23 protein-coding genes and 1 pseudogene are annotated in these 26,107 nt (G+C 69.8%); 11 read left to right on the top strand and 13 right to left on the bottom strand.

The window, feature by feature from the left end; translation table 11 throughout:
- Positions 1-87: 87 nt before the first annotated feature.
- Entirely contained in the window at positions 88-1,473 is a 1,386-nt protein-coding gene (locus BA895_RS17005; protein WP_070193060.1) for an FAD-binding oxidoreductase, read from the top strand.
- Here the strand turns inward: BA895_RS17005 and BA895_RS17000 are convergent.
- The 3 genes from BA895_RS17000 to BA895_RS16990 all read right to left on the bottom strand — a co-directional run bounded on the left by BA895_RS17000 (position 1,444) and on the right by BA895_RS16990 (position 3,522).
- A complete protein-coding gene (locus BA895_RS17000; RefSeq protein ID WP_070193059.1) occupies positions 1,444-2,340 on the bottom strand; it encodes a 2-phosphosulfolactate phosphatase in 897 nt (298 codons plus the stop codon). The two genes, BA895_RS17005 and BA895_RS17000, sit on opposite strands and share 30 nt — an antisense overlap.
- Positions 2,333-2,737 (bottom strand): MmcQ/YjbR family DNA-binding protein, encoded by a 405-nt coding sequence (locus BA895_RS16995; RefSeq protein WP_070193058.1) that lies wholly within the window; start codon positions 2,735-2,737, stop codon positions 2,333-2,335. The genes BA895_RS17000 and BA895_RS16995 overlap by 8 nt, the downstream gene beginning before the upstream one ends.
- A gap of 65 nt (positions 2,738-2,802) precedes the next feature.
- The gene (locus BA895_RS16990; protein WP_070193057.1) at positions 2,803-3,522 is read right to left on the bottom strand and encodes a DsbA family oxidoreductase; all 720 of its coding nucleotides are present in this window, start codon (positions 3,520-3,522) and stop codon (positions 2,803-2,805) included.
- 126 nt (positions 3,523-3,648) lie between these two features.
- Between BA895_RS16990 and BA895_RS16985 the strand changes: the two genes are divergently transcribed.
- Positions 3,649-4,803 (top strand): serine protease, encoded by a 1,155-nt coding sequence (locus BA895_RS16985; protein ID WP_070193056.1) that lies wholly within the window; start codon positions 3,649-3,651, stop codon positions 4,801-4,803.
- 132 nt (positions 4,804-4,935) lie between these two features.
- On the opposite strand, the gene BA895_RS16980 is transcribed toward BA895_RS16985, so the two are convergent.
- Complete coding sequence (locus BA895_RS16980) at positions 4,936-5,823, bottom strand: alpha/beta fold hydrolase (RefSeq protein ID WP_070193055.1); 888 nt, start codon at positions 5,821-5,823, stop codon at positions 4,936-4,938.
- Between the two features lie 109 nt (positions 5,824-5,932).
- Between BA895_RS16980 and BA895_RS16975 the strand changes: the two genes are divergently transcribed.
- Positions 5,933-7,627, top strand: coding sequence for an alpha/beta-hydrolase family protein (locus BA895_RS16975; RefSeq protein WP_070193054.1), 1,695 nt, complete (start codon positions 5,933-5,935; stop codon positions 7,625-7,627).
- A gap of 66 nt (positions 7,628-7,693) precedes the next feature.
- Here the strand turns inward: BA895_RS16975 and BA895_RS24585 are convergent.
- A pseudogene (locus BA895_RS24585) lies at positions 7,694-8,259 on the bottom strand (NADPH-dependent FMN reductase).
- Positions 8,260-8,323: 64 nt separating this feature from the next.
- On the opposite strand from BA895_RS24585, the gene BA895_RS16965 reads away from it, so the two are divergent.
- From BA895_RS16965 to BA895_RS24580, 5 genes are all read left to right on the top strand, one after another.
- Positions 8,324-8,938, top strand: coding sequence for a hypothetical protein (locus BA895_RS16965; RefSeq protein WP_070193053.1), 615 nt, complete (start codon positions 8,324-8,326; stop codon positions 8,936-8,938).
- Positions 8,939-9,109: 171 nt separating this feature from the next.
- Positions 9,110-11,293 (top strand): hypothetical protein, encoded by a 2,184-nt coding sequence (locus tag BA895_RS16960; RefSeq protein ID WP_070193052.1) that lies wholly within the window; start codon positions 9,110-9,112, stop codon positions 11,291-11,293.
- A 106-nt stretch (positions 11,294-11,399) separates the two neighbouring features.
- Entirely contained in the window at positions 11,400-12,140 is a 741-nt protein-coding gene (locus BA895_RS16955) for a dienelactone hydrolase family protein (RefSeq protein WP_070193051.1), read from the top strand.
- A 69-nt stretch (positions 12,141-12,209) separates the two neighbouring features.
- The gene (locus BA895_RS23225) at positions 12,210-13,379 is read left to right on the top strand and encodes an alkaline phosphatase D family protein (RefSeq protein ID WP_254666527.1); all 1,170 of its coding nucleotides are present in this window, start codon (positions 12,210-12,212) and stop codon (positions 13,377-13,379) included.
- 13 nt (positions 13,380-13,392) lie between these two features.
- Positions 13,393-13,968 (top strand): hypothetical protein, encoded by a 576-nt coding sequence (locus BA895_RS24580; protein ID WP_070193049.1) that lies wholly within the window; start codon positions 13,393-13,395, stop codon positions 13,966-13,968.
- A 10-nt stretch (positions 13,969-13,978) separates the two neighbouring features.
- Here BA895_RS24580 and zwf read toward each other — a convergent pair whose 3' ends face one another.
- Complete coding sequence (gene zwf, locus BA895_RS16940; protein WP_070193048.1) at positions 13,979-15,388, bottom strand: glucose-6-phosphate dehydrogenase; 1,410 nt, start codon at positions 15,386-15,388, stop codon at positions 13,979-13,981.
- A 95-nt stretch (positions 15,389-15,483) separates the two neighbouring features.
- On the opposite strand from zwf, the gene BA895_RS16935 reads away from it, so the two are divergent.
- Positions 15,484-15,921 (top strand): hypothetical protein, encoded by a 438-nt coding sequence (locus tag BA895_RS16935; protein ID WP_217493935.1) that lies wholly within the window; start codon positions 15,484-15,486, stop codon positions 15,919-15,921.
- A gap of 9 nt (positions 15,922-15,930) precedes the next feature.
- Here BA895_RS16935 and BA895_RS16930 read toward each other — a convergent pair whose 3' ends face one another.
- The 4 genes from BA895_RS16930 to BA895_RS16915 all read right to left on the bottom strand — a co-directional run bounded on the left by BA895_RS16930 (position 15,931) and on the right by BA895_RS16915 (position 20,845).
- Complete coding sequence (locus BA895_RS16930) at positions 15,931-16,398, bottom strand: SRPBCC family protein (RefSeq protein WP_070193046.1); 468 nt, start codon at positions 16,396-16,398, stop codon at positions 15,931-15,933.
- Positions 16,399-16,508: 110 nt separating this feature from the next.
- Complete coding sequence (locus BA895_RS16925) at positions 16,509-18,365, bottom strand: putative nucleotidyltransferase substrate binding domain-containing protein (protein ID WP_175442357.1); 1,857 nt, start codon at positions 18,363-18,365, stop codon at positions 16,509-16,511.
- Between the two features lie 52 nt (positions 18,366-18,417).
- On the bottom strand, positions 18,418-19,254 hold the full coding sequence (locus tag BA895_RS16920; RefSeq protein ID WP_070193211.1) for a glutamate ABC transporter substrate-binding protein: 837 nt from the start codon (positions 19,252-19,254) through the stop codon (positions 18,418-18,420).
- A 28-nt stretch (positions 19,255-19,282) separates the two neighbouring features.
- On the bottom strand, positions 19,283-20,845 hold the full coding sequence (locus BA895_RS16915) for an amino acid permease (RefSeq protein WP_070193045.1): 1,563 nt from the start codon (positions 20,843-20,845) through the stop codon (positions 19,283-19,285).
- Between the two features lie 263 nt (positions 20,846-21,108).
- Between BA895_RS16915 and BA895_RS16910 the strand changes: the two genes are divergently transcribed.
- On the top strand, positions 21,109-21,810 hold the full coding sequence (locus tag BA895_RS16910; protein ID WP_070193044.1) for a FadR/GntR family transcriptional regulator: 702 nt from the start codon (positions 21,109-21,111) through the stop codon (positions 21,808-21,810).
- A 22-nt stretch (positions 21,811-21,832) separates the two neighbouring features.
- On the opposite strand, the gene BA895_RS16905 is transcribed toward BA895_RS16910, so the two are convergent.
- Positions 21,833-22,921, bottom strand: a complete 1,089-nt coding sequence (locus BA895_RS16905) for a sulfite oxidase (protein WP_070193210.1) — start codon at positions 22,919-22,921, stop codon at positions 21,833-21,835.
- A gap of 206 nt (positions 22,922-23,127) precedes the next feature.
- Between BA895_RS16905 and heR the strand changes: the two genes are divergently transcribed.
- On the top strand, positions 23,128-23,934 hold the full coding sequence (gene heR / locus BA895_RS16900) for a heliorhodopsin HeR (RefSeq protein ID WP_070193043.1): 807 nt from the start codon (positions 23,128-23,130) through the stop codon (positions 23,932-23,934).
- Positions 23,935-24,012: 78 nt separating this feature from the next.
- On the opposite strand, the gene BA895_RS16895 is transcribed toward heR, so the two are convergent.
- Both BA895_RS16895 and BA895_RS16890 read right to left on the bottom strand, forming a co-directional pair.
- The gene (locus tag BA895_RS16895) at positions 24,013-24,735 is read right to left on the bottom strand and encodes a phosphotransferase enzyme family protein (RefSeq protein ID WP_254666526.1); all 723 of its coding nucleotides are present in this window, start codon (positions 24,733-24,735) and stop codon (positions 24,013-24,015) included.
- Between the two features lie 30 nt (positions 24,736-24,765).
- Complete coding sequence (locus tag BA895_RS16890; protein WP_070193042.1) at positions 24,766-26,028, bottom strand: alpha-hydroxy acid oxidase; 1,263 nt, start codon at positions 26,026-26,028, stop codon at positions 24,766-24,768.
- Positions 26,029-26,107: the final 79 nt, after the last annotated feature.

Genomic DNA, 26,107 nt, shown 5'->3' with positions numbered 1-26,107 from the left:
ATCCAGTAGGTGGAGTGCTGGTTTTGGTGAGGATCAGTGGCCAGAACCGTCTTCGCGCCACGACTCCAGTAGCGGCATACTCAGCCCATGCCCAACACCGGATACCGCGGCCTCAGCCTGTGGCACGAGACCGTCGACGACGACCTCACGCCTCGACCTCGCCTGTCGGGCGACCTCGATGTAGACGTCGCCATCGTCGGGGCCGGCTACACCGGGCTGTGGACCGCCTACCACCTGCTCGCCGCCGATCCCGCCATCCGCGTCGCGGTGATCGAGGCGGAGATCGCCGGTTTCGGGGCCTCGGGTCGTAACGGCGGGTGGTGCTCGGCACTTTTTCCGACCTCCCTGCGCCGGTTGGCGGCCGAGGGAGGGCGCGGCGGCGCCGTGCGGCTGCAACAGCAGCTGCACGACACCGTCTCCGAGGTGGGCCGCATCGCCGAGCGCGAGGGCATCGACTGCCACTTCGACCAGGGTGGGTATCTCTCGGTCGCGCGCAACACCGCCCAGCTCGAGCGCGAGCGCGAGGAGGTCGCCGAGTACGCCGCCTGGGGCTTCGGCGACGAACACCATCGGTTGCTCGGCCCGGCCGAGGTGGCCGAGATCGCCTCGGTGGCGGGGGCGGTCGGCGGGGCGTTCACTCCTCACTGTGCGGCCATCCACCCGGCTCGCCTCGTGCGCGGCCTGGCGCGTGCCGTGGAGCGCCGCGGCGGGGTGATCTACGAACGATCGCATGCGCTCGACGTCAGCCCCGGCCGGGTCACCACCCCAGAGGGCACTGCCCGAGCTGAGCACGTGGTGCTGGCGACCGAGGGCTACACCCCGTTGGTCGCCGGGCGTCGGCGCGCCATCGCTCCGGTCTACTCGCTCATGACGGCCACCGAGCCCCTCGGCCCCGAGCTGCTCGCCGCCGTCGGGCTCGACAAGCGCACGACGTTCGCCGACAACCGACATCTGACGATCTACGGTCAGCGCACCCGTGATGGGCGAATCGCCTTTGGCGGCAGAGGCGCTCCGTATCACTTCGCATCCCGGGTCTCGTCTGACTTCGACCGCGACCCCAAGGTGCACGCGAAGCTGCGCCAGATCCTCGTCGAGCTCTTTCCGGCACTCGCCGGGGTTCGCTTCACCCACGCGTGGGGTGGCAACCTCGGGGTGCCACGCGACTGGTTCCCCTCCGTGCGGCACGACCGGCGCACTGGGCTCGGCTTCGCCGGAGGCTACGTGGGCGACGGCGTCGCCACCTCGGCCCTGGCCGGTCGCACCCTCGCCGCGATGATCCGCGACGACGACCCCGACGACCTGGCCGGGCTGCCCTGGGCGGGGCGTTCGTCACCACTGTGGGAGCCCGAGCCCCTGCGTTGGCTGGGCGTCAACGCGGTCACCGCACTGATGTCGTCGGCCGACTGGTCGGAGCAGCGCACCGGCCGACCCTCGAAGGTGGCGTCAGCCTTCTGGTCGGCGATCGGACAGTGACGTCCCGGACCGAAAGGCGCCGTCGACCAGCACCGGAACGCTGAGGCTGGAGTCGAGCTCGCCCGCGATGGCCACGTCGTCGGACCAGCCCGACTCGACGAGCTCGCGCCCGCTCGCGCACTCCGCCAGCGACGCCGGCAGTCGATCCCGCACCCCGTCGTAGGCGAGCCGGGCCGCGTGCGCCTCCGGGCTCAGCAGGCCGGATGCCGGGTCGTCCCCGAGCGCGACCTCGAGGCGTTCGAGGATCGCCGCCGCCACGCCGCCGGCACCCCAGAGGTCCTCGACGGCGGGTCGCAACGAGCCGTCGGGCCACCGCTCGCCGGCCGGTACGAGCAGCACCACGGTCTGATGGCCCCCCGACTCGGCGACATGCGCAATGAGTCGCCGGCTGAGCCACTGCGCCACTGCCGCCCGGTTGCGCAACGCGCCGGCGACGACGACTGCCCCGCATTCGCCCAGCTTCTCGGCAATGGTCGATCCGTTGGGGGAGGGCAGCACGATCGCGCTTCGGGCCTTCGTGTCTCGAATCGACCTCGGAGACAGGCTGACCCGTCCGGCACTCGTGTGCGAACGAGGCTGGGCCAACACTGCTGAACGCTCGTCGGCGAACTCACGCGCTCGGTCGTGGCCCCATCGGAAGGGCAGCACGGGAAGGCCGGCATCTGCAGCGACGGAGACACTCGTGGTGAAGCTCAGCACGTCGACCACCACCGCGTAGACGCTGCCACCCCTCTCGACGGCGTAGCGTGCCAGGGCGAGGGCGGCGTCGGGTCCCCAGTCGAGGCGAACCGGGTGGCGATCCTGACTGTGTGACGACCGCCACCCGAAGGAGTCTTCTGGTGGGCCGGATGCTGGGGCCTCAGCCATCGAGGGCCCGGACCAGGCGGGCGGGGGCGGTGCGCCGATACGAGGCGTCGACGAGCTCGGCCACCTCGGTCCAGTCGACCTGGGCGACGCTCCCCGCCGGGCGGAAGTTCAGGCCGAGCCAGCCGTACGGCCCGAGGTAGGCCGGTTCGAAGAACCGGTCGTCCTCGACCAGGGCGGGGCGGTCGTCAGGGTCGGGGCAGAAGAGCAGCGACCGCCCGTAGGGCTCGGGGTCGTGGTCGCCTTTGACCGTGCCGCCGTAGTAGGCGAACACCTTCTTGGTGAAGAAGGTCGGGCGCCCGTGGGCCACCTTCTCGTCCGCCTCGGGGAGGGCGAGACAGATCGCCCGCAGCCGGGCCAGGTACGGGTCGTCGACGTCGAACATGATCGGGTGGGCCATGCCACCTCACCGTAGGGGTCCCGAGCCGCGTGCGGGTGCTGTCGAGCACGGGTCGAAGCCGCTTGTCAGCTGGAGCAGGCGCCGCCGCAGCCGTTCGACCCACAGCCGCCACCGCAGCCGGCGGAGGCCGCGACCGGCTCGGGCCGCTCGTGACGAGTAGACCAGGCCGTCTCCAACGCCTGGGTCAGCACGTCGACCGGTTGCGCCCCCGACACGCCGTACTTGCGGTCGAACACGAAGAAGGGCACGCCGGTGATGCCCAGCATGGTGGCCGTGGCCTGGTCGCTGCGCACGTGGTTGCCGTAGTCGTCTGACTCCAGCATGGCCACTACCTCGTCGCGGTCGAGCCCGATCTCGGCGGCCAGGTCAGCGAGCGTCTCGCGGTCGCCGATCGGGCGGCCTTCGGCGAAGTAGGCCTGCATCAGACGCTCGTGGGCGGCCCCGTCGAGGCCCCGCTCGGCGGCGAGGTGCACCAGCCGGTGAGCGTCGAAGGTGTTGCCGGGCCGGGCGGCCTCCCAGTTGAACTCGAGGCCGATCTCACGGGCGGCGGTGGCCATCGACTCGTGCTGGGCTACCGTCTGCTCGCGGCTGGCGCCGTACTTCGTGGCCACCATGTCGATGAGGCCCTGCTGGGAGACGGCCTCTGCGTTGCGGTCGAGCTCGAAGCTGTGCCACGTGAGCTCGACCTCGTCGCGGTGCTCGAAGCCCGCGATGGCGGTCTCGAGATAGCCCCGTCCCAGGTAGCAGAACGGGCACACGATGTCGGTCCAGATGTCGATCTTCACGTCGGTGCAACTCCCTCGGGGCCGGCTCTCTTCCCGGCGACCGGGTATCACCCGTCACGGGCGGCCCTCTGCTTGGTCAGGATCGGGTGCAGCCTGCACCCGAGTCAGGGGAAGGAACGGCCTGTCATGGGCACACTCACGAAGTTGAGCGCAAAGTCGTTGACCGTCGGGGTCGGCATGCTGGCTGCGGCCAGTCTCTCGATCGGAGCGGCGGCCGCCGCTCCGACCTCCGGTGACGCGGCCGCATCCGCGGGCGGCGCGAAGACGGCCAAGGGGGCGACGAACTCCTCCAGCCGGCCGACGGTCACGCCGGCCGCCAAGACCGCTGGAACGGCGAGGTTCGGCGTAGCCGCGACCGACAACCAGGCCCTCGAGGCCTACTGGACGCCGGCCCGGATGCGGGCCGCGGTGCCCGTGGCGAGCTCGGGCGACCTCAGTGCGAAGGCGGGCGCCTGGAGCACGTCGCAGCAGCTCGCGCGTCAGAAGGGCATGCGGCCCGTCACCAACGACGGACCGCTGCGCAAGGTCGCCGGAGCGAAGAGCAAGGTCTTCACGGCATCCGGCAAGGGGGTCACGGCGGCCTACAACCCGAACCTTCCGTACTACTCACCGACGGCATACACGGCGGGCAAGGTGTTCTTCACCAAGTCTGACGGTCGCAACTACGTGTGCTCGGGCACCATCGTCAACTCCGAGGGCAAGGACTCGGTCTGGACGGCCGGGCACTGCGTCAACGAGGGCTCGGGCGGTAGCTGGCACAGCAACTGGGCCTTCGTGCCGGCGTACGACGACGACCTGAGCAACCCCAGCCCGTACGGCACGTGGGGCGCGGCCTACCTCTCGTCGCGTAGCGCCTGGACCGGGAGCTCCGACTTCAGCCAGGACATCGGGGTGGCCACGATGAACACCAACTTCGGTTGGCACATCGCCGACTACTTCGGTGGGCAGGGCATCACGGTCAACCGCGGGAAGAGCACCTACGACTACGCGTTCGGCTACCCGGCCGAGACACCCTTCGACGGCGGCAACCTGATGCGCTGTCAGGGTTGGACCTCACCCGAGTGGGATGCGGTCTTCTTCTGGAGCCAGACCGTCAAGATCCCTTGCGACATGACGCGGGGGAGCAGCGGTGGCGGCTGGCTGAACTCGTACAACGGTGACTGGGGCTACCTCAACGGGGTGAACAGCCGCATCGACCGCATCGCCGGTCCGACGATCATGCTCTCGCCGTACTTCGACGACGACGCCTGGTCGCTCTACAACTACACCCGCTACAACTGACCGACCAGCACGACCAGCACGACCAGCACGACCAGCCCGACCAGCTCGAGAGGCCACTTCCGTACCGGTTCGTGCGTACGGAAGTGGCCACTCGACGGGGTGGGGTGGGGGGCGGATCCTGCCGGATGCCGGTCAGTCGGCCGAGCGCACGCGGGACACGATCGCGGCGGCGCACTCCTCGGGCCGCTTCTCGGGCAACCAGTGGCCGGCCGTGAGCTCGACGAACTCGTAGGGCCCCGTGACGTGCTCACGGGTCAGCTGCGCTGCGAGCGGCCCAAGGGCGAAGTCGCGGTTGCCCCAGACGTAGGTGCTCGGCACGGTCACCCGATGGGCTCGAACGTGAGACGACCTAGCCGCGCGGTACCAGTTGATCGGCCCGGTGAGGGCTTCGGGGCGGGCCAGGTGAGCGGCATACCGCTCGACGTCCTCGGCCGGCAGGCCCCCGCCCACCATCAGCTGTCTGAACCGGGCGGCCACCGCCCGCTCGGGCAGCCACGGCAGCTGGAAGGCGCCCATGTACCACGACCGTCGCAGCTGGTCGCGGGTCTTGAGGGCTCGCGACAGGGCGGCCGGATGCGGGGTCGAGAGCACGGTGACCGACGCGATCCGTTCGGGGTGGTTGCCGGCCACCAGCCAGGCCACGGCGCCTCCCCAGTCATGCCCGACCAGGTGCACCGGCTCGGCGTGGCCCGTGCCGCCAGTGCCGCCCATGACGCCCGTACCGTCACTGCCCGCGGTTCCGGCCAGGTCGACGAGGGTCAGGGCGTCCGCGACCAGCTCTTCCAGGCGGTACTCAGCCCGCCCCCGCGGGCTCGCCCGCGGGCTGTACCCCCGCTGGTCGGGCGCGAAGGTTCGACAGCCCGCCTCGTGCAGGAGCGGTTCGATGTGTCGCCAGCTCGTGCGGTCGGTCGGGAAGCCGTGCAGCAGCACGACCGGCCTGCCGCTCACGGGGCCGGAGTCGGTCACCTCGAAGGTGAGGCCGACCCGCTCGTAGTCGGTGATCCGCTCGTCGCTCGTCATGGGGCCATCCTCCCCGGTCACCGGGTCGGGCGCCGTTCAGGGTGATCCCCGAGGCCGACCCGTGAGAACCCCGAGGCGGGCGAGGCGGCCCGGCACCTAGTCTCGAGGGATGCCGGAGATGTCGTCGCTGCTGCCGAGTCGGCGCCCGTGGTGGCACCTGTCGCGCACCGGCCTGTTCTTCGCGGCCGGCTACTTCGTGATCTCGATGTCACCGAGCCTGCTGCCCCGAACCTGGTACTACCAGGGCATGGTCAGTGGGCTCTGCGCCGCAGCCGGCTACGCCCTGGGGCTCCTGGTCTTCTGGGCGGCCCACCACCTCGCCCGGTTCGTCGGCCTGAAGGTGTTTCTCAGCGAGCAGGCGGCGCGCTGGCTGCGGGTCGCCGTGCCCGTCGTCGTCGCGCTCGCGGTGCTCGCGGTGACGGTCTCCAACGTGCGCTCGCAGGCCCGCACCGCCGCCGTGGTGCACCTCGAGCCGCTCAGCCCGGTCGGCTGGGCCGGCGCCCTGGCCCTCGCCACCGTGATCGCGGTTGCGCTGCTCGGCGTCGCCCGCGGGCTGCGGGCGCTGCGCAGGGGTCTGGCCGATGTGGTGGGCCACGTGCTCCCGAAGACGGTGGCGACCGCAGTCGCTGTCGTGGTGGTCATCACCGGAGCGGCCTGGGTCTCCGACAGCGTCATCTTCCGCCGCGCCATGCAGGCCTTCGCGGCCTCGGCTGCCCGCGTCAACGCCGACAACCCCTCGGGCCGCGCCGCGCCGACCTCGCCGTTGCTTTCGGGTGGCCCCGGCTCGGTCGTGCCCTACGCCAGCCTCGGCTACGAGGGGCAGATGTTCGTCACGAGCGCACCCACGTCGGCCGAGATCGGCGCGGCGACCGGCCGGCGGGCCAGCGACCCGATCCGGGTCTATGCCGGGCGTCCCGACGAGCGCAGCCTGGGCGAGGTCTCTGCGTCGGTGGTCGCCGAGCTCGAACGCACCGGGGCGTTCCAGCGTCGGGTGCTGGCCGTGTTCACCACGACCGGCACCGGCTGGGTCGACGACTACCAGGCCCAGGCGCTCGAGTACCTCAGCAACGGCGACAGCGCGATCGCGGCGATGCAGTACTCCTACCTCCCGAGTGCGGCTCAGTTTCTCACCGACCGCGAGACACCGAGCGAGGCGGGCAAAGCGCTCTTCGACGCTGTGTACGTGGCATGGAGCCGGCAACCGGCCGGGGAGCGGCCGCTGTTGGTCGTGGGGGGAGAGTCGCTGGGGTCATACGGAGGTCAGGCGGCGTTCACCGACGCCGACGACATGATGGCCCGCGCGCAAGGCGGCGTGTGGGCCGGCACCCCGAGCTTCACCCCGCTCTGGACGAGCCTCACGTCGAGGCGAAACCCCGGATCGCCCGAGATCGCGCCGGTCGTCGACGACGGGAGGCACATCCGGTTCGCCACGAGTGGCACGCAGCTGACGACCGACTACTACGGGCGCCCTTACGGCGTCTGGGACTTCCCGAGGTTCGTCTACGCCCAGCACCCGTCCGACCCCGTCGTCTGGTGGAACCCCGACCTGCTCGGGGCCCAGCCCGACTGGCTGCGCGAGCCGCGTGGCCACGACGTCAACCCCGACGTGACGTGGATTCCGTTCGCCACGTTCTGGCAGCTGACCAGCGACATGCCCGTGGCCCACGACACGCCGGACGGCTTCGGGCATCGTTACGGTGTCGAGCTGGTGCCCGCCTGGGGTGCGGTGCTGGGCGGCAGCCCCACGGCCGACTACTCCAAGATCATCGCCGGGCTCGAGAAGTCGGTGAACCGCGTGCAGTGACCTTGCGTCGTCACGAGCGGAGCGGCATCCGACGGCCCAACGGGAGCCGCACTCAGACGACGTCGGCTAGGCGCGCAGCACCGCGGTCGCCTCCGTCACCTTGAGCAGCTCGGCCAGCAACGGGTCGACCGACTCGCGCAGCACGTCGTTGGGCACGAAGGCTCCGTCGACGACGAAGCTGCTGACGAACGGGATGCTGATCGCCTCCAGGATCGGGATCATCCGCAGGGGCAGCACGTTCGACTTCAGGGCGGTGGCGGCCCGCAGGCCGGCGGCCACCCCGCCGTAGCTCACCGTGGCGACGGCCTTGTAGGCCCACTCGCGGTTCAGGTAGTCGATGGCGTTCTTGAGGGCCGGGTTGACCCCCAGTTGTACTCGGGCATGACGAAGACGACCGCATCTCCGCGAGAGACCGCCTCGCTCCAGGCGTGGGTGTGTGGCTGTGTGTACTGGTGCATCGCGGGGTGGTACGGCTCGTCGAACAGGGGGAGGTCGATCTCGGCGAGGTCGAGCACCTCGACCTCGAAGGATCCGTTGGCCCGAGCCGCCTCGACGAACCAGTCGGCGACGTGGATGCCGACCCGGCCCGGCCGGGTGCTGCCGATGATCACCTGAAGGAGGGGTTTCGTCATGGTCTCCAGAGTTGCACACGACTCGCCTTCCCGCATCGCTCGCCTACGCTCGGACCATGAGGGGATGCCGGTGACGCAGCGGTGGTGCTTCCGGGGCCAGATCGCCGGGGTCGGGTCGACGAGCGGGGTGCGCGTCGTCGTCGGCCGTTGGGCCGACAGCCACCTCGGGTCGTTCGCCGACGCGATGGTCGAGACGGCTCACGGTCACCGGGTGCTGATCGCGCCCACCGAAGGGGTGGCCGAGTTCATCTGCGCCACGTACGAGTTCGACGAGGTGCGCATCGAGCCGATCGTGGTCGGGGGTCCGCCGGGGGAGTGGCAGGTGGCGTCGACGTCACTCGACCTGCACATCGGAGTCGGGGGGCGGATGCCGCTCGGCCGACTGCTGCGGCTCGTTCCCACCCGCGTCGCGGCCAGTCCCGCAGGGGCTACCGCCATCGACCCCGTCGCCCGCGTCGTGATGCGCGGAGTACGCACTCGCGGCACGGCCCTGACCGGACGGCAGGAGTTCTACGGCGCCACCGACCTGCACGCCGTCACGGGGCTCGTCGGACGCTTCGACGACCTCGACCTCGGATCGCTCGCCCCCGTCGACCCTCCCTGCGGGTTCGGCTTCTCGTCGACGCCTCGCCGTCCGGGCGTGACCGACGTGCTCACCACCGTCATCGAACGCGACTGACACGCCGGTCGATCCGGGCAGCTGCCCGGATCTGGGACGAGGGGACGCGGCCGGATCAGCGCGGACCACGCCCCCATCTCGGGCCGGGCCGTCGTGGTGTCCGTGGTGTCTGTCGTGTCGTCTTCGTGGCGCCTGTCGAGGCGTCGGCCCGTCGACACCTAGGCTGATGTGATGCTCCGACGCTGGCTCCTCCTCGCCGTGGTCACGGTGCTGGCTTGCGTCGGATCCGCGCTGGCCTGGTCGGCCGTGCAGACCCGGCCGGCCCTGGTCGACATCTCCCAGCCCGGCCCACTCGTGGTCGTGTCGATGCCGTCCCTGACCTACGCCGACACTCCCGACACCCGCGGGTCGACCCTCTGGAAGCTGGCTCGCAAGGGCGCCGTCGGTGCACTCGCCACACGCAGCCTGACTCAGCACTCCTGCTCCCTGCAGTCGTGGCTCACCCTCTCGGCCGGCGTCCGCACGTCCATCGGCACCATCGTCGGGGAGACACCTCCGGGGCAGTCGCCGGCCCCGTGTCCTCCTGCTCCGACCCCGGTCGTGGCCAGCGAGACCACGACCGTGGCGACGGTCGCCACCACTGCGACCATCGCGCCCTGGGCCACGTGGCGGCGAACGACGCTCGGACGCGCGCAACCGGCCGACATCGGTCGTCTCGGAACCGTTCTGGCCTCAGCAGGGCAGTGCATCGCCGCTGCCGGCCCCGACGCGGCGCTCGGCGCAGCGAACACCGACGGGGTCGTCAGCCACTACGTCTCCGACCCTCGACGCGTCGACGTCACCGTCTGTCCGGTCACCTTCATCAGCCTGGCCGGCCCCGACGACGCCTACCTACGGTGGCTGACCCCTCGGCTGCCCGCTCGCACCACGCTCGTGGTTGCGGGCCTTTCCGACGAGGGTGGTCCCGAGCAGCTGCACGCCGTGGTCATCGCGGGGCCCGGGGTCTCCCACGGTCTGCTCTCGTCGGTCTCGACGGGTCAGCGGGGGGTCATCACGCTGACCGACCTCTCCGCCCTCGTGTTTCAGCGCGCCGGTTCCAAGGCGCCGCGGCTCCCGGAGGGTCGCCTTCCCCTCGTCCAACCCTCGGGCAGCCCGACCGCGCCGGTGGTTCGAACGACCGAGATCACCGACGCACTCGGCCAGCAGCACCAGCTCGTACCCGTGTTCCTGCCCGCCTTCTTCGCCCTGGTCGTCGCCGGCTGGGCCATCGGTGCACTGATCTGGCTGCGGGTTCGCGACCTCGAACCCGCGAGCCCGGCCCGTAGGTGGGTTCGCCGCTGGGTCGCGCTCGTCAGCGCCACCGCCGTCGCCATGCCCATGTCGACCTTCGTCGTCAACGTCCTGCCCTGGTGGCGCGGCGGGCACCCCCGGCTGCAGCTGGCCGTCGGGGTGGTCGCCATCTCGCTCCTGTTCGCAGTGGTCGCCCTCGTCGGCCCCTGGCGACGCCTGACGGGCGGGTCTGCGGCCGTGCTCTGTCTGCTCACCGCCGTCGTGATCGGCCTCGACGTCTCGCACGGCAGTGATCTGCAGTTTCTGTCGATGCTGGGCCTGCAACCGCTCTACGGCAGTCGCTACTCGGGCATGGGCAACGTGGCCTTCGGGCTGTTCGCCACGGCCTCCCTCGCCCTCGCGGCGCTGGTCAGCAGCCCGCTTTCGCGCGGGAGGGGCCAGGTCTCCAAACTGGCGGCCGCCACCGTCGTGGTGATCGGCGGTGTGGCCGTGCTCATCGACGGCTTCCCGCGCTGGGGCGCGGATGGTGGAGGCCCGGCCGCGCTGGTGCCCGCCTTCGCCTACCTTGCCCTCAGCGCCGTGGGGCGGCGCGTGACGGTGGTACGGGCCGTCGCCGTCGTGTTCGGCACCAGCGTCGTCGTGATAGCCCTGGCGGTGCTCGACTACCTCCGCGGCCCCGAGAGTCGCACCCACCTGGGTGACTTCGTAGCCCGTCTCGACGACGGCAAGGTGCTTGCCAGCCTGAACCGCATCTGGCAGGCCAACGTGACCTTCCTGACCTCCTCGCCCCTCACCCTGCTCGCACCTCTGCCCCTGCTGCTGCTCCTGTGGGTGGCGTTGCGACCGCGGTCGCGATGGCCGCGGCAGCTGCGTCCGAGCATCCAGGCCATCCCCCTGCTCGCACCCGCGCTGCGGGCCGTCGCGCTCGTCTGGCTGCTCGGCTTCCTGCTCAACGACTCGGGCACGGCGGTGCCCCCCGGTGGGGCGATGCTGCTGGTGCCGGTGCTCGTGCTGCTGGCCGCCCAGCTGCCGCCGCCCGACCGATCGCACGCGGGTACGCCGACACCGGGCCAGCCGAGCGTCACGGTCGAACGCGAGCCGACGGGCGCCCCTGTCGGCCGGTGAGGCCAGCGCTGTCGCAGTTCGAGCCGGCGAGACTACGACCCGGCTGGGACGTCGGTATGCCCGGCCCCGTGGTCACGGTTCGAGGTCCGGCTGGTAGGACTGGGGGATGGGCACCCTGATCGAGCTTCCGCAGCACGAGCTGACCGCCTACCGCGCCGACCCGCTCGGCGAGGTGCGGGGTGCAGTCGTCGTCATGCAGGAGATCTGGGGCCTCACCGATCACATCATCGACGTGACCGACCGCTTCGCGGCGTTGGGCTACATCGCCATCGCCCCCGACCTGCTCGGACACATCGGCCTGACCCCGGAGGTCGGCAGTGAGCTGCAGCAGCTGATGTTCGCCGGCGACGAGGCACAGCGGTCGGCGGCCCAGCCGCGGCTGCGCGACACCATGAACGCCGCCCGCGCTCCAGACTTCGCCGCGTGGGCTGTGCCGGCCCTGCGCTCAGTGGTTGACCTGTTGCTCGAGCAGGAGGGAGTCGATGACGACGTGGCCGTCGTGGGCTTCTGCTTCGGGGGCTCCTACAGCTTCGCCCTCGCGCTGGCCGAGCCCCGTCTCAAAGCCGCCGTGGTCTTCTACGGTGGCTTCCCCGACACCGGCGACCCGGCCGACCTGGCCTGCCCGGTGCTGGCGCTGTACGGAGCCGATGACCACGGCATCACCGACGCACGGCCCGAGCTCGAGGCCCGGATGACGAGTGCCGGCGCCGACTTCACCTCGCACGTCTACGACGGCGTGGGCCACGCCTTCTTCAACGACACCAACGCGCAGACCCACCACCCTGAGGTGGCCGCCGACGCCTGGCAGCGCACGATCGACTTCCTCGAGCAGCAGCTGTCCGACTGAGTGGGCTAGCACGAGAGGGCCTTCGGCGACGTCTCCGACCCGATCGGTGATGACAGGGGCGTGTCGCCGATGCCCGCATCCTCCCTGGACCCACTCGTACTGGGCCCGATGTTGCGCTACATCGGTGAGACCGACGCAACGGTGTGGGTCGAGACGGCCGCTGCGGCCACGGTCACCGTGGAGGCCGACGGTCGCGAGTGGAGCTCGCCCACCTTTGTCGTCAAGGGGCACCACTTCGCCCTCGTGGTCGTCGACGGCCTCGAGGCGGGCGCGGTCCACGACTACGGGGTGCGCATCGACGACACCTCGGTATGGCCACCGTCCGACAGCCCGTTTCCGGCGCCGGCCATCCGCACGCTCGACCGGTCGCGCCCGCTGCGGCTGGCGTTCGGCTCCTGCCGAGTGGCCGAACCCCATGACGCCGCCGCCAACAAGACCAACGGGGTCGACGCGCTGCGAACCCTGGCCCTGGCCCTGGCCGACCAGCAGGAGCAGTGGCCTGACCTGATGGCCCTCCTCGGTGACCAGGTGTACGCCGACCTGACCCCCGACGCGATGCGTGAGTTCATCGCGAGCCGCCGTGACATCGACGAGCCGCCCGGGGTCGAGATCAGGGACTACGAGGAGTACGCGCACCTCTACCAGCTCGCCTGGAACGACCCCGCCAACCGGTGGCTGCTCTCGACCCTGCCCAGCTGCATGATCTTCGACGACCACGACATCCGCGACGACTGGAACACCTCGTGGAGCTGGCACGAGGAGATCAACCGAACGCAGTGGTGGCACGAGCGGCTCATGGGGGGCCTCGCGTCGTACTGGGTGTATCAGCACATCGGCAACCTCTCGCCGTCCGAGCTGGCCCGAGACCTCGTCTACGCCGCCGTGCTGACCCACGACGGCGACGAAGAGCTCGACCTGACCGATGCCGTGTTCGGCCTCGTCGAGCGGGTCGACCGGCATCCCGAGGTGTACCGCTGGAGCTACCGCCGCGACCTCGGCGACAGCCGCCTGGTGGTGGTCGACTCTCGTGCCGCCCGCGTGCTCGAGCCCGACCGCCGGTCGATGCTCGACCCCGACGAGACGGCCTGGCTCGACGACCAGCTCACCGGCGAGCTCGACCACCTGCTCATCGGCACGTCGCTGCCGTTCCTGCTGCCGCCGGGACTGCACGACCTCGGGGCCATCGACGAGGCGGCGGCCGAGGGAGCCTACGGCGGGCGTCGTCGCCAAGGTCGCTGAGAAGTCGCGGCAGGTGCTCGACCTCGAGCACTGGGCAGCCTTCGACGACGGCTTCGAGTCGGTGTTCGACATCGTCATGGACGTCGCCCGGGGCAACCGGGGCGCCCCGCCGCAGACGGTCGTGTTCCTCTCCGGTGACGTGCACAACTCCTACGTCGCGCAGGTCATCGACGCCGCGGCCCGCCACGGCGCGGTGTCGATGATCGCCCAGGCGGTGTGTTCACCGATCCGCAACCCGATGCCGATCGCGTTGCGGGTCATGGTGTCGGGCCTGGCCAAAGGCCTGGTGCGACCGATGAACGCATGGGCGCGCCGGTCCAAGCGCGTCCCCGATCCGGCCTACCCCTGGGCGGTCACGGGCGGCCCCTGGTTCGACAACTGCTTTGCCGAGCTGAGCGTCGACGGGGCCGACCTGTCGATCGTCTGGCGAGGCGGTGAGGTGCGCGACGGCTCGAGCGCCGGCGACACCAGCACCACCACCACGACCACCACCACCACCACCACGACCAGCAGCAGCAGCAGCGCCGACGAGGCCCGCCCCACCCTCACGACCGTGGGCACGGCGCGCATCGTCGGAGGCCGCGGCTGAACCGCAAGGGCTACGCGAGCCAGGGGTCGTGCCAGCCACCGACGTCCTTCGCCAGGGCGTCGGCAGCAGACGGGCCCCACGAACCGGGGGCGTACGTCTCGGGGGCCGAGGCCAGGTCGAGCAACGGCTCCAGCACGCGCCAGGTCTCCTCGACGACGTCCTCGCGGGTGAACAGGGTCGCGTCACCCATGATCGCGGCGTGCAGCAGCTCTTCGTACGGGGTCGGCACGTCGTCTCCGCCGAGGTCGACGTCGAGGTCGACCGTGCGCAGCGAGTCGCTCGTGGGTTCCTGAGTCTGCAGCATGAAGCGCACCCCGGCGCTCGGGTCGATCCGCAGCACGATCTGGTTCGGGTCGAGCACCCCGTCGTCGTCGGTGAAACCGAGCGGTGGCGGCGGCTTGAGCACGAGCCGAACCTCGGTCACATCGACCGGCAGCGACTTGCCGGCGCGGATGAGAATGGGCACTCCCGACCAGCGCCAGTTCTCGATGCTGAGGCGCAGGGCGATGTAGGTCTCGGTGGTCGAGTCGTCGGCCACCCCGTCGGTGGACTGGTATCCGTCGTACTGTCCTCGCACGTAGTCACCCGGCCGGGCGGTGGGCATGGCCGCGAACACGTCACGCTTGCGGTCGGAAAGGGCGTCGAGCCCGCCACGGGCAGGCGGCTCCATGACGACCATCGACAGCACCTGCAACAGGTGGTTCTGCACGACGTCGCGCAGGGCACCGACCTTGTCGTAGAACGACCCTCGGTCGGCCACGTCGAAGTCTTCGGCCATCGTGATCTGTACCGACTCGATGTGGTCGCGGTTCCACACTGGTTCCAGCATGGTGTTGGCGAACCGTAGACGGAGGATCTGCTGCACCGACAGCTTCCCCAGGAAGTGGTCGATGCGGTAGAGCTGCGACTCGCGCAGCATGGCCCGAAGTGAGCTGTTGAGCGCTTGGGCTGACTCGAGGTCGTGCCCGAACGGCTTCTCGACGACGACCCGCGCGTTGGCGGTGAGGCCGGCATCCGAGAGGCCCTTGATCGCCATCTCGAAGAGCGAGGGTGGGATCTCGAGGTAGAAAACCGGGTTCTTGGCCTGACCCAGGGCGTCCGAAAGCCGCTGGTACGTGCCGGGGTCGGCGAAGTCCCCTCCGACGTAACACATCCGGGCCGCGAGCCGTTCGAGAGCATCGGAGTCGACGGGCTCGTCGCCGACGGCTGCGGTCACGGCGTCACGGGCGTGTTGCCGCAGGTCGTCGTCGGACCAGTCGTTGGCCGCCACCCCGACGATGGGGCAGTCGAGCCGGCCGGCGCGTTCGAGCCGATAGAGCGCCACGAACGTCATCTTGCGAGCGAGGTCGCCGGTGACTCCGAAGGAGACGAAGGCGTCAGCCTGCTCCTGGTCTTGGGTGCGGTCCTGAGTTCCAGCCATGGTCTGAACCTACCCACCCGCGCTGAGCCCTGTCTGTGGCGTCGGTTGGTCGGCCCCTGGGCGAGCAGTCCGACGGGCGGCCTAGCATGGGGTCAATGACACGGATGATCGGTCGCTGGTGGCCGTCTGTGCTCGTGGCCCTGGCCGGCGTGGTGTTTCTCGTCGGTCAGCTGGTCGCTTCGAACCCGCTCGTCGGCGTGGCCGCCGGTGGGCTGCTGCTCACGTACGCGTGGGCGCTCAGCCCGACGTTCTTCCCGAGCAGCGCCGACCTGGGGGAGGCCCGGCGCCGGGCCGCGCAGGGGGAGTCGCCGGTCATCTTCTGGAAGCCGGGGTGCACCTACTGCATCCTGCTGAGGCTGAAGCTCGGTGTGGCCGGTCGACGGGCGTCGTGGGTCGACAGCTCGCTCGACGAGCAGGCCCGCGTCGTGGTGCGCTCGGTCAACGGGGGCGACCACACGACCCCCACGGTCATCTTCGGTGAGCAGACGCGCACCAACCCGGATGCCGCCTGGGTTCGTTCGCTGCTGCGCTGACGAGGCGCGTCAGGCGTGGCGCTCGGCCAGCTTCTGCAGGGTCGAGGTGATGCCCTCCGCGTTGGCCTGGGGCTGTTTGAAGATCTCGAGCAGCCTCGGCGAGCGGGAGCCGGAGTAGTCGAACGTCTCGGTGACCTCGGTCAGGCCGGGAGAGACCTCCTGGAACTCCCACCGCCAGGTGTGGCCCATCGGGTGACGCCAAGCCACCACCCGACCGTCGTCGAACTCGGTGACGGTCGAGGTGATCGAGTACGGCACCCCGTACTGCTTCATGCCGACACTGAAACGGGCGCCTTCGCTCAGCACCTCCGGCCCCTTCACCGGCGTGTCGCGCACCGTGCCCGAGCCGTCGAGCTCAGGGTGGCGGTGCGGGTTCGCAGCCACGGCAAAGAGCTCGGCGGCTGGGGCGTGCACCGTCACCCGGCGGGAGACGGCCCGTGGTCCGGCGTCGACGGTCGTCACGTGGGGCTGAGTCATGAGCCGACCCTACGCATCCGCAGCGGGAACGGCGTCAGCGGGTCAACGGCATCCCGGTGCGCCGCAACGCTCTGCTCGACCTGTCTGCAGTCTCGTGCGACGGGCGGTGGTCAGAGGCCGTCGGTGGACGACCAGTCGGCGGTCGGCACGTAGTTCGAGACGTTGGCCATGCGGCGCTGGATGCTCGAGACCTCCCGCACCGCCTGGGCGATGACCGTGCGGTCGATGGCGGAGAGGCGGTCGAGCACCAGTACGTCCGAGGGCCGGATGCCTTCACGGATCTGCAGCAGCTGGTAGCGCAGCCGCAGACGTTGAAGTGTCTCGAAAACCTCGATGAGGGTGCTCGCCTGCGAGCGCGGCAGCATCGCCGACCCGGCCGCGACCCTCAGCCGCTCCGTCGTGGGCAGCGCCGCGGACCCCACGCTGAGGGCGGCCCAGCGACCGATGTTGACGACGGGCACGAGGGCGTAGGTCTTGACGTCGAAGGTGTCGTTGCGCCTCGAGAGCACCTGCCGCATGGAGTGCAGCCGAGCCCGGCTCGACAACGACTCCTGCAGCAGCAACCGCATCGTGCCCGGATGCCGGCGCAGGTCGCTGAAGACCCTGGCCACCTCCGGCAGGCCGGTGTCGCCGTGAACCGGGCGTCCGTCGACGAGCAGCGAGGTCATCATGGCCCCGTTGCCATCGGTCGGTGCGGCCAGCCACCGGGTGGCCTGAGCACGCCAGTCGGCGTTGGTGCGGGCGAACAACGTGCGCCGCGCGGATGCCCCGTGGTCGTCGCTCATCAGCCCCGCGCCGACGAGCATCTCGTCGACCTCGGCGAACACGGCGCGGTAGCGGGTGATCTCGTCAGGGGGAGTGCCGTCGACGAACGCCACTGCAGAGTCGACGTCCGAGCTGAGCACGGCCTCGCGGCGTCCGTTGCTGCCGAGAGCGAGCCAGGTGAAGGCCTCGGTCGACAGGTCGGGATGCCGCTGGAAGGTCAGCTGGATCGCCCGGCGCACGATGGTGTCGACGATGGACGAGTACACCGCGATGACCCGTCCGGAGGGCAGCCCCCGACCGAGCACGTCGGCCAGCATCTTGGGCGCCTGCCGCGCCAGGGTGTCGAGCTCCTCGGCGGTGCCCGCCCGACGCAGCTGCTCGTTGAGGGCCACCCCGGCGGTGGAGGGTGAGACGGCGAAGTCGCGCGGAGCGACGACGCCGCGCAGCTCGCCCGCGCGGTCGGTCACGACGAGGAAGTCGCTGCCGTGGTCGAGCAGGGTGATCTGGGCCTCTTGGGCGGACTCGCCCACCACGGCGGTGGCGGTTGCCGGCTGCATGATCTCTCGGGCGGGGGTGGCCGGCGGCAGGCCTTCGACGAGCACCCGCCGCCGCAGGATCGAGTCGGTGACCATCCCGAAGGTGTGATCGGGCCCGGGAACCACGGCGTAGCGCGAGTCTCGCTCGGTCATCAGCCGAGCCACCTCCGACACGGGCGTGGTCGGCTCGACCGTGAGGGGCGCCGTGGTGATGAGCTCCTCCACGGAGCTGTAGGCCGGGGCGGCCAGCGCCTGATGCCTGGTCGACAGGAGGGTCTCCGCGAGGAACCGTGCCCCCGGTCGCGAGGCGAAGACGGGAGCCACGGCTGCGGCTGGCACCCGGGCGATGGTGACGGGGGTGGCGGCGACGGCCCGCGGACCCACCGATCGCTCGGTCAGCATGGCCGAGAAGCCGAACAGCTCTCCCGCGCTGAGCGACTCGTCGGCGGCCTCCCGGAGGCGGTCGGCGTCGTTCCAGATGTCGACCCGACCGCTGAGGATGATGAAGACCGCGTTGGTGGGGTCGGTGAAGGCATCGAGGATCTGTTCACCGCGCGGAAACGTGATCACGGTCGCTGCCGTCGCCACCGATCTGAGCATCTTGGCGTCGAGAGAGTCGAAGGGGGCGTGCTGGGCAAGGAAGCCCTCGAGCTCGCGGGTGTCCACGCCCGTCATCGTGTCATGCGGCCCCACGCCGTTCCGATCACGTGGGGCCCGCTCAGCTGCCGGGTGTGGGCGGGGCCGGGATCCGGTAGCCGGAGGGCCCGACGGTCGACTCCAGCGCCGCCTTCCACGACCCGTCGTCGATGTACTTCTTGAGGGCGGCGTTGACCTTGCTGACCATCGCCGTGTCGCCCTTCTTGATCCCGACACCGTAGTTCTCGGTGGAGAACCCCTGGCCGACCACCTTGAGCAGGCCCTTGTACTGGGGCTGGGCGGCGAAGCCGGCGAGGATCACGTCGTCGGTGGTCACGGCGTCGACGTTGCCGTTCGCCAGCGCAGTCACACAGTCGGAGAACTTGCTGAGCGGCAGGAGATTGATCTTGCCGAGGTACTTCTTGGTGATCAGCTCGGCCGATGTCGTTCCGGTGACCGAACAGAGCTTCTTGCCGTCGAGCGTGTCGGGCCCGGTGATCGACACGTCGTTGCGGCGGATCAGCAGGTCCTGTTGCGCCGTGAAGTACGGGCCGGCGAACGACACCTTCTTCTCGCGCTCGGGGGTGATCGAGTAGGTCGAGAACACCAGGTCGACGTCACCGTTGATCAGTAGGTTCTCACGGTCGGCAGGGTCGGCCTCGCGCCACGCTATGGCGTCCGAGTCCACGCCCAGCTCCTTGGCGACGAAGATGGCAGTGTCGACGTCGAAACCGCTGTAGGTGTTGCCGGTCTTCAGGCCCAGACCGGGCTGGTCGAAGGAGATGCCGATCGTGAGCTTGGCGTTGGCCGCGTCACCGGCCGTGACCGACGTCGCCGGGGTGCCCGACGAGCAGGCGGCGAGCAAGGCGGTGGCGAGGGCTGCTGAGACGCAGAGGGCCGTCGGACGTAGTGTGCGCATGGTCATCCTCTCGAGTCGTGCCCGGGGCCTAGACGACACTCGGGTCGGTGTCACGGTCGCCCCGGTCGTCTCGCCCACCGGCGCCGGGTTCGCCGTAGGTCGTGGGGCCGTCGTTCGACCAGACCGCCTTCAGCCGGTTGCCGGTGTTGGCCACGACCTTCGGCTTGACCACGAACCAGCCGATGGCCAGAAAGACGGCGATGATGGGGATGCCGATGACGACGACGAGGAAGTTCGTCTTGTGCCAGAAGTACGGCGACGACTGCCAGCCCGAGATGGTCATGCCGACGAGCACGAGCAACAGAAAGACGAGACCGGCGATGCTGGTGTACGGGTGCCCGGGCATCTGGAACTTGCTCTGGCGGATGACCCCCCGGTTGACCAGCGATCGCAGACGCAGCTGGCACAGGAAGATCGTCGCCCAGGTGAAGACGACGCCGATCGCGGCCGCCTCCAGAGCGGTCTCGAACGCTCCCGGGTCGAGGGCGTTCAGCAGGGCGCCCAACACGTAGATCACGGAGGTCATGACGATGCCGGCCCACGGCACGCCGGACTTGCTCATCTTGAGGGTGAACGCCGGCGCCTGCTTGGAGACTCCGAGGCTGCGCAGCACCCGCCCGGTGGAGTAGAGCCCCGAGTTGAGGCTCGACATGGCGGCGATGATGAGCACCACCTGGATGATGTTGCCCATCCAGTTCAGCCCCATGCGCTCGAAGACGGTGACGAAGGGGCTGATGCCGCCCTTGTACTCCGTCGTCGGCAGCATGCAGACGAGCAGCAGGATCGAGCCGCAGTAGAAGACGGCGATGCGGAAGATGACGGCGTTGACGGCCTTGGGCACCTCGGTCTCGGAGTCCTGCATCTCACCGGCCGCGACGCCGACCATCTCGATGGCGGCGTAGGCGAAGACGACACCAGACATCACCAGGATCGGGCCGTACCAGTTGTAGTCGCCACTCGCCGGCCAGAATCCGCCCGGGTTGCTCCAGAGGTTGCTGAAGCCTGCCTGGTGCGTGCCGATGCTGATCCCGAAGACCACGACGACGATGCCCACGCAGAGGAACACGATGATGGCCCCGACCTTGGCGATGGCGGCCCAGAACTCGAACTCACCGAAGGCACGCGCCGACAGGAGGTTGATGACGAGCACGACGGCCAGCGCGATGAGCACGGTGGCCCAGGTCGGCATGAGCGGATACCAGAACTGCACGTAGAGGCCCACGGCAGACAGCTCTGCGATACCGGTCAACGCCCAGTTGAGCCAGTACATCCAGCCCGTGATGTAGGCGGCCCGTTCGCCGAAGAACTCTCGCATGTACGACACGAAGGCGCCGGAGGTCGGCCGGTGGAGCACGAGCTCGCCGAGGGCCCGCATCAGCAGGTAGGCGATGACGCCGACGAAGGCGTAGCTGAGCAGCAGAGCGGGGCCGGTGCTGTTGAGGCGCGACGCCGAACCGAGGAAGAGGCCGGTGCCGATGGCACCGCCGATGGCGATCATCTGCACGTGCCGGCGGCTGAGGGTCTGCTGGTAGCCGACCTGCTCGGCGTCGAGGTTGTGGTGCGGTGTCTCTGTGGTGGTGGTGTCGGTCATCGGTCTACCCTCGCGTCGGCGAATGGATGGGGAACCTCATGAACCTCCACGCGGGGGGCCTCGGCGAGCCGGCTGCGTTGAAGCCTGTCGGGTTGTCAGACATGTCGGATTAGGTCAACAACGAATGATTGCGGTCGAAGCACCCTTTGGCAAGAGGGAGGCCCAGGTTCTGGCGCTGGGGCGCCCCGTCGGTGATACTGCCGAGAGGCCGAGTACCCCCCTCCTGGGCGAGTGGCCACCGAGAGATCAGAGCGTGAGCTCCCATGAAACCGACAGACGGATGGGCTTCTGGCCCGGTGCTGGGCCGGCGGATGAGTGCTGTCGACTACATGTTGAGCGACTTGCGCGACGCCATCGACTCCGGCGTCATCCACGTCGGAGAGCGGTTGCCGTCAGAGGCGGCCCTGGCCACCAGGTACTCCGTGAGCCGCAGCGTCGTGCGCGAGGTGCTGCGCTCCTGCGAAGCCCTCGGTCTGACCGTCACCCGCGGCGGGAAGGGCACGTTCGTCGTGGGTACCCACGCGTCCGACCTGATGTTCGAAGGGTATTCGTCGGCTCACCTGATGGAGGCCCGGCCCGGCATCGAGGTCCCGGCCGCCGGGCTGGCGGCGCTGCGGCGTACCAAGAGCCAGCTCGAGACCCTCCAGGGTCTCGTCGAGCGGATGGCCGAGGAGGCCGACGAGATCATCTGGACCCGCCTCGACGCCTCCTTCCACGTGACCATCGCCCAGGCCTCCGGCAACCCGGTCTTTGCCGACGTGCTGGCGACGATCGCCTCGGCCCTCGGCGGCCAGTCGGGGATGCTCAACGTGCAGCGCAACCGCCGCACGGCGTCGGCGGCGGAGCACCGCACCATCGCGGCCGCGATCGCGCGAGGTTCGGCCGTTGAGGCCGAGGACGCCATGCGCTACCACCTCGACGAGGTGCGCGAGGCCCTCGCAGTGTCGATGACCGTCGATCCCTGACGGGGATGCGGCCCCCCTCGCCTCAGCGGGCGGCGACGTCGATGGTGGTGTGGCTCCAGGCGTTGTTGATGTAGCCCTTCGGGTTCCACAGGCCTGCAGCAGAGTCCGGTTGCGCCGCTCCGGTGGAGTCCCAGGCGCGAACCGTGATGGTCAGGGCTCCCGGCTCGGCATCGACCGTGGTGTGCCAACGGCACCAGGCCCAGTCTCCGGCATCCTGCTCGAGCTCGGCCTGCCGCCAGGTCTGCCCGTGGTCGAGGGAGACGTCGACCCGAACGACCGCCCGGTCGTCGCCGGCGTAGGCGTAACCGCTGACGTCGACGCGGCCTGCGGACACTGTGCTGCCCGGCGACGGCACGAGCACGTCGGAGTTGAGGGCCACCGAGCTGAGCATGGGCATCGCGTGGAGGTCGGCGCTCTCGGGGTCGGCGTCGGCCGGCAGCAACCGGTAGGCCGTCTGCTGGAAGTAGTTCGGCGACGGGTCACGGCGAGCGGTGACCCGTTCGACCCACTTGACGCTGCGGGCGCCGATCCAGCCAGGGACCACCACCCTGACCGGGCCCCCGTGCACCGCCGGCAACGACTCGCCGTTCATGCCCCAGGCGAGCAGCACCTCCGGGCTGGTGGCCTTGCGGCGCGTGATCGAGCTGCCGTAGGGCTGCGCGGCATCGGCGTGGCGTGAGAGGTCGGGTGCCTCGAACGCAAGGTGCTCAGCGGCATCCTGCAGTCCTGCCGCGGCGAGCACGTCACCCAGGGAGACCCCGGTCCAGCGGGCGGTCGAGGTGGCACACGGCCCCCAGGGCGCCTCACCGGGAATGTCCCGGATCGCGACGAGGTCAGCGCGTCGAGCACCGGCGCACTGAAGCGTCGCCACCACCTCGCGCGGCTCGAACTCCGCCTTGAGGCGGGCGAGGTCGATCTGGAGTGGGCGCTCGACGAGCCCATCGACGCGCAGTCGCCACCCGTCTGGGTCGACGGTCGGTACCGAGCCGTGGTTACGACTGTAGAAGGTGTCGATGGGGGTGATCATCGCCACGGCAAGCGCGGCCCGCGACGGCTCGGCGTTGTAGGGCTCTGCCTCGTGCACGATCGTGTCTTCACGCTTCTGCCACATGTTCGCCTCGTACCCGTTCGTCGGTCGCCTCTGGTCACGCCCACCCAGTCGGAGCACCCATGCTGCCACCGTGCGTTCGACCCAGCGTGGCGGGGTCGGCTGCACGGCGGACGCCCCGAACGTAGGCTGGCAGAAAGCGCGCAGCCCCATCAGAGAATGCCGCTGGTCGCTGTCGACGGCGCACCATTGCGAACGAAAGGCCCGACATGTCTCCGGCGAACGCCAGCAGCACATCAGCCCAACAGACCGACATCCCCGATGACCGTGCGACGTCGCTGCGACGGCTCAACCTGGGCGCGGCTCTGCTGCACTTCGTGAGCGGCGTGGCGGTACTCGTGCTGTCCAACGGGTTCACGTTGCCGGTGACCGGCACCTACCTCGCCGGCCCGCCGGGAACGCCCGGCGAACAGGTGACGGTGTTCGACCTTCCGGTCGCGACGGCCATCGCGCTGTTCCTGTTCTTGTCGTCGCTGTTTCACCTGATCGTCAGCGCACCTCAGACGTTCGAGCGCTACCGGAGAGGGCTCGCGCAGCACCACAACACGTTCCGGTGGGTGGAGTACTCGTTGTCGAGCTCGCTGATGATCGTGATCATCGCGCTGCTCCTTGGCATCAGCGACATCGCCGCCCTCGTCGCCCTCTTCGGGGTGAACGCCTCGATGATCCTCTTCGGCTGGCTGCAGGAGAAGTTTCACCAGCCGGGTGACGGTGGCTGGCTGCCGTTCGTCTTCGGTTGCCTGGCCGGGGCCGTGCCCTGGGTCGCGGTGCTGATCTACGTCCTGGCTCCCGGTTCGACCTCCGACGTGTCGGCGCCCGGGTTCGTCTACGCGATCATCGTCTCGCTCTTTCTGCTGTTCAACGTCTTCGCCGTGGTGCAGGTGCTGCAGTACAAGCCGGTCGGCAGGTTCCGTGACTACCTGGTGGGCGAACGGCTCTACATCATTCTCAGCTTCGTGGCCAAGTCGGCCCTGGCGTGGCAGATCTTCGCGGGCACGCTCGCGGGCGGCTCCTGACGCGTCGGTTCGCTTGACGTCGCCAGGGGCTGGGCTGGCTGGCTGGCTGGCTGGCTCGGTCGGGCGGGCCTGGCCGCCTCAGAGCTCGCGGGCGTCGGCGCGGTAGAACATCGCGTGTTCGGCCAGCTCCGGCTTCGACAGCGCAGCTGCCATCTCGTCGCTGAGCTCGGCGAGCTCGGTCAGTCGGTTGCGCACCACGCGCCGGAACGGTGCCGGTTCGAACCGCGTGCCGTAGGCGTCCATCAGCAGGTCCAGCCGCAGCTGTCTCTCCCGTTCGGTGAAACCGTCGGCGTGGTCGCCCGAGCTGAGGGGCACCAGGCGGTAGGCGAGGTAGGCGAGGTCCCAGACCCTGGGCCCGGGGGAGGCGTAGTCCCAGTCGATCACGCCGACGACCTCAGAGCCCCGGAAGACCAGGTTGTAGGGCGCAAAGTCGTTGTGGCAGATCACCTCCGCGGGCTCGTGCACCGGGGAACGCCACGGTCCCTGCGGCGGGCACTCGGTCGTGGCATCGTGCATCTGACGCAGCAGGCTCCCGGCCGACCGGAGGGACGCCTCGTTCCAGACCCAGGCCGGCATCGGGTAGCCGGGCACGTCGCCGTCGAGAAAGGTGAGCACTTCCTGCTTCGGGTTCGTGCTCGTGAGCACGCCTGGCACACCGCGGATGCCGGCTGCGTCGAGGTGCCTCAGCAGCCGGTGAACAGCGGGGGTCCACTCGCCTGCCTGGCGCACCACCGTGTCTCCGCGGCGCAGAACCGGCCCCATGTTGCCGCCGTCGAGAACCTCGTCGCCCTCGTTCGTCACGCCACCAAGGGTAGGGCGCGAACCGGCCGGTCAGCTGCTGTCGCGGTGCATGGCGGTGGCGGGTGACAGCGGTGTGGTTCGGCTGAGCTGCGTGACGTGGCGGGGTTGGAGCTCGTCGAGGGTGGAGACGCCGAGCAGGGCCATGGTGCGGTGGATCTCGGTGCGCAGGATGGCGATCATGCGTTCGACGCCCTCTTGGCCGCCGGCCATGAGGCCGTAGAGGTAGGCGCGTCCGACGAGAGTGAACTTGGCCCCCAGGGCGACGGCGGCGACGATGTCGGCGCCGTTCATGATGCCGGTGTCGACCATGACCGTGGCGTGGTGGCCGACCTCGCGCACCACCTGGGGGAGCAGCTGGAAGGGGACGGGCGCGCGGTCGAGCTGGCGTCCGCCGTGGTTGGACAGCACGATGCCGTCGACGCCCTGGTCGATGAGCTTGACGGCATCCGCGACGGTCTGCACGCCCTTGACGACGATCTTGCCGGGCCACATCTCCCGCACGATGCGCAGGTCGTCGTACGAGATGGTGGGGTCCATCGCGGAGTTGAGCAGCTCGCCCACGGTGCCGCCGGTGGCCGAGAGTGAGGCGAACTCCAGCTTGGGAGTGGTGAGGAAGTCGATCCACCACCAGGGGCGGGGAAGGGCGTCTACGACGGTGCGCAGGGTGAGCGAAGGCGGGATGGAGAAACCGTTTCGCACGTCGCGGATGCGGTAGCCGGCCACAGGAGCGTCGACGGTGAACATGAGGGTGTCGAAGCCGGCGGCGGCGGCGCGGTTGACGAGGTCGTAGGAGATCTGGCGATCGCGCATGACGTAGAGCTGGAACCAGTTGCGGCCGTGCGGGTTGGCGGCTTTGACGTCTTCGATCGACGTCGTGCCCAGGGTGGACAAGGTGAAGGGGATGCCGGCCCGGCCTGCGGCTCCTGCGCCGGCGACCTCGCCCTCGGTGTGCATCAGGCGGGTGAAACCGGTGGGGGCGATGCCGAAGGGCAGGGCGCTGGGGGCGCCGAGGATGGTGGTGGAGGCGTCGACGTGGGGGGCAGGCGTGAGGATGTCGGGGTGCCACTCGATGTCTTCGAAGGCCTGTCGGGAGCGGCGCATCGACAGCTCGGCCTCGGCGGCACCGTCGGTGTAGTCGAAGGCGGCCCGCGGGGTGCGACGCTTCGCCACCCGGCGCAGGTCGTAGGTCGTCAAGGCGGCATCGAGGCGGCGCTTCTTGAGGTTGAGCTCAGGTCTCTTGAACTGCACGAGCTCGAAGACCTCGTTGGGCTTGGGCAGCTGACGCCTGACCACGTGGGATCTCACCTGTCCCCTCGACGGGCCGGAAATGGGTGGGCATGGGGTCAGGCAGCTGGGTTGCCACTGGCCGTTC

The sequence above is a fragment of the Humibacillus sp. DSM 29435 genome, from assembly GCF_001758225.1.
Lineage (GTDB): Bacteria > Actinomycetota > Actinomycetes > Actinomycetales > Dermatophilaceae > DSM-29435.
This window is presented reverse-complemented; position numbering and strand designations above follow the sequence as displayed.

Excerpts from the sequence above, each read along its gene's own strand:
- BA895_RS17005 (WP_070193060.1), top strand. The coding sequence starts at position 88 with ATGCCCAACACCGGATACCGCGGCCTCAGCCTGTGGCACGAGACCGTC.
- BA895_RS17000 (WP_070193059.1), bottom strand. The coding sequence starts at position 2,340 with ATGGCTGAGGCCCCAGCATCCGGCCCACCAGAAGACTCCTTCGGGTGG.
- BA895_RS16995 (WP_070193058.1), bottom strand. The coding sequence starts at position 2,737 with ATGGCCCACCCGATCATGTTCGACGTCGACGACCCGTACCTGGCCCGG.
- BA895_RS16985 (WP_070193056.1), top strand. The coding sequence starts at position 3,649 with ATGGGCACACTCACGAAGTTGAGCGCAAAGTCGTTGACCGTCGGGGTC.
- BA895_RS16980 (WP_070193055.1), bottom strand. The coding sequence starts at position 5,823 with ATGACGAGCGACGAGCGGATCACCGACTACGAGCGGGTCGGCCTCACC.
- BA895_RS16975 (WP_070193054.1), top strand. The coding sequence starts at position 5,933 with ATGCCGGAGATGTCGTCGCTGCTGCCGAGTCGGCGCCCGTGGTGGCAC.
- BA895_RS16965 (WP_070193053.1), top strand. The coding sequence starts at position 8,324 with ATGCCGGTGACGCAGCGGTGGTGCTTCCGGGGCCAGATCGCCGGGGTC.
- BA895_RS16960 (WP_070193052.1), top strand. The coding sequence starts at position 9,110 with ATGCTCCGACGCTGGCTCCTCCTCGCCGTGGTCACGGTGCTGGCTTGC.
- BA895_RS16955 (WP_070193051.1), top strand. The coding sequence starts at position 11,400 with ATGGGCACCCTGATCGAGCTTCCGCAGCACGAGCTGACCGCCTACCGC.
- BA895_RS23225 (WP_254666527.1), top strand. The coding sequence starts at position 12,210 with ATGCCCGCATCCTCCCTGGACCCACTCGTACTGGGCCCGATGTTGCGC.
- zwf (WP_070193048.1), bottom strand. The coding sequence starts at position 15,388 with ATGGCTGGAACTCAGGACCGCACCCAAGACCAGGAGCAGGCTGACGCC.
- BA895_RS16935 (WP_217493935.1), top strand. The coding sequence starts at position 15,484 with ATGACACGGATGATCGGTCGCTGGTGGCCGTCTGTGCTCGTGGCCCTG.
- BA895_RS16930 (WP_070193046.1), bottom strand. The coding sequence starts at position 16,398 with ATGACTCAGCCCCACGTGACGACCGTCGACGCCGGACCACGGGCCGTC.
- BA895_RS16920 (WP_070193211.1), bottom strand. The coding sequence starts at position 19,254 with ATGCGCACACTACGTCCGACGGCCCTCTGCGTCTCAGCAGCCCTCGCC.
- BA895_RS16915 (WP_070193045.1), bottom strand. The coding sequence starts at position 20,845 with ATGACCGACACCACCACCACAGAGACACCGCACCACAACCTCGACGCC.
- BA895_RS16910 (WP_070193044.1), top strand. The coding sequence starts at position 21,109 with ATGAAACCGACAGACGGATGGGCTTCTGGCCCGGTGCTGGGCCGGCGG.
- BA895_RS16905 (WP_070193210.1), bottom strand. The coding sequence starts at position 22,921 with ATGTGGCAGAAGCGTGAAGACACGATCGTGCACGAGGCAGAGCCCTAC.
- heR (WP_070193043.1), top strand. The coding sequence starts at position 23,128 with ATGTCTCCGGCGAACGCCAGCAGCACATCAGCCCAACAGACCGACATC.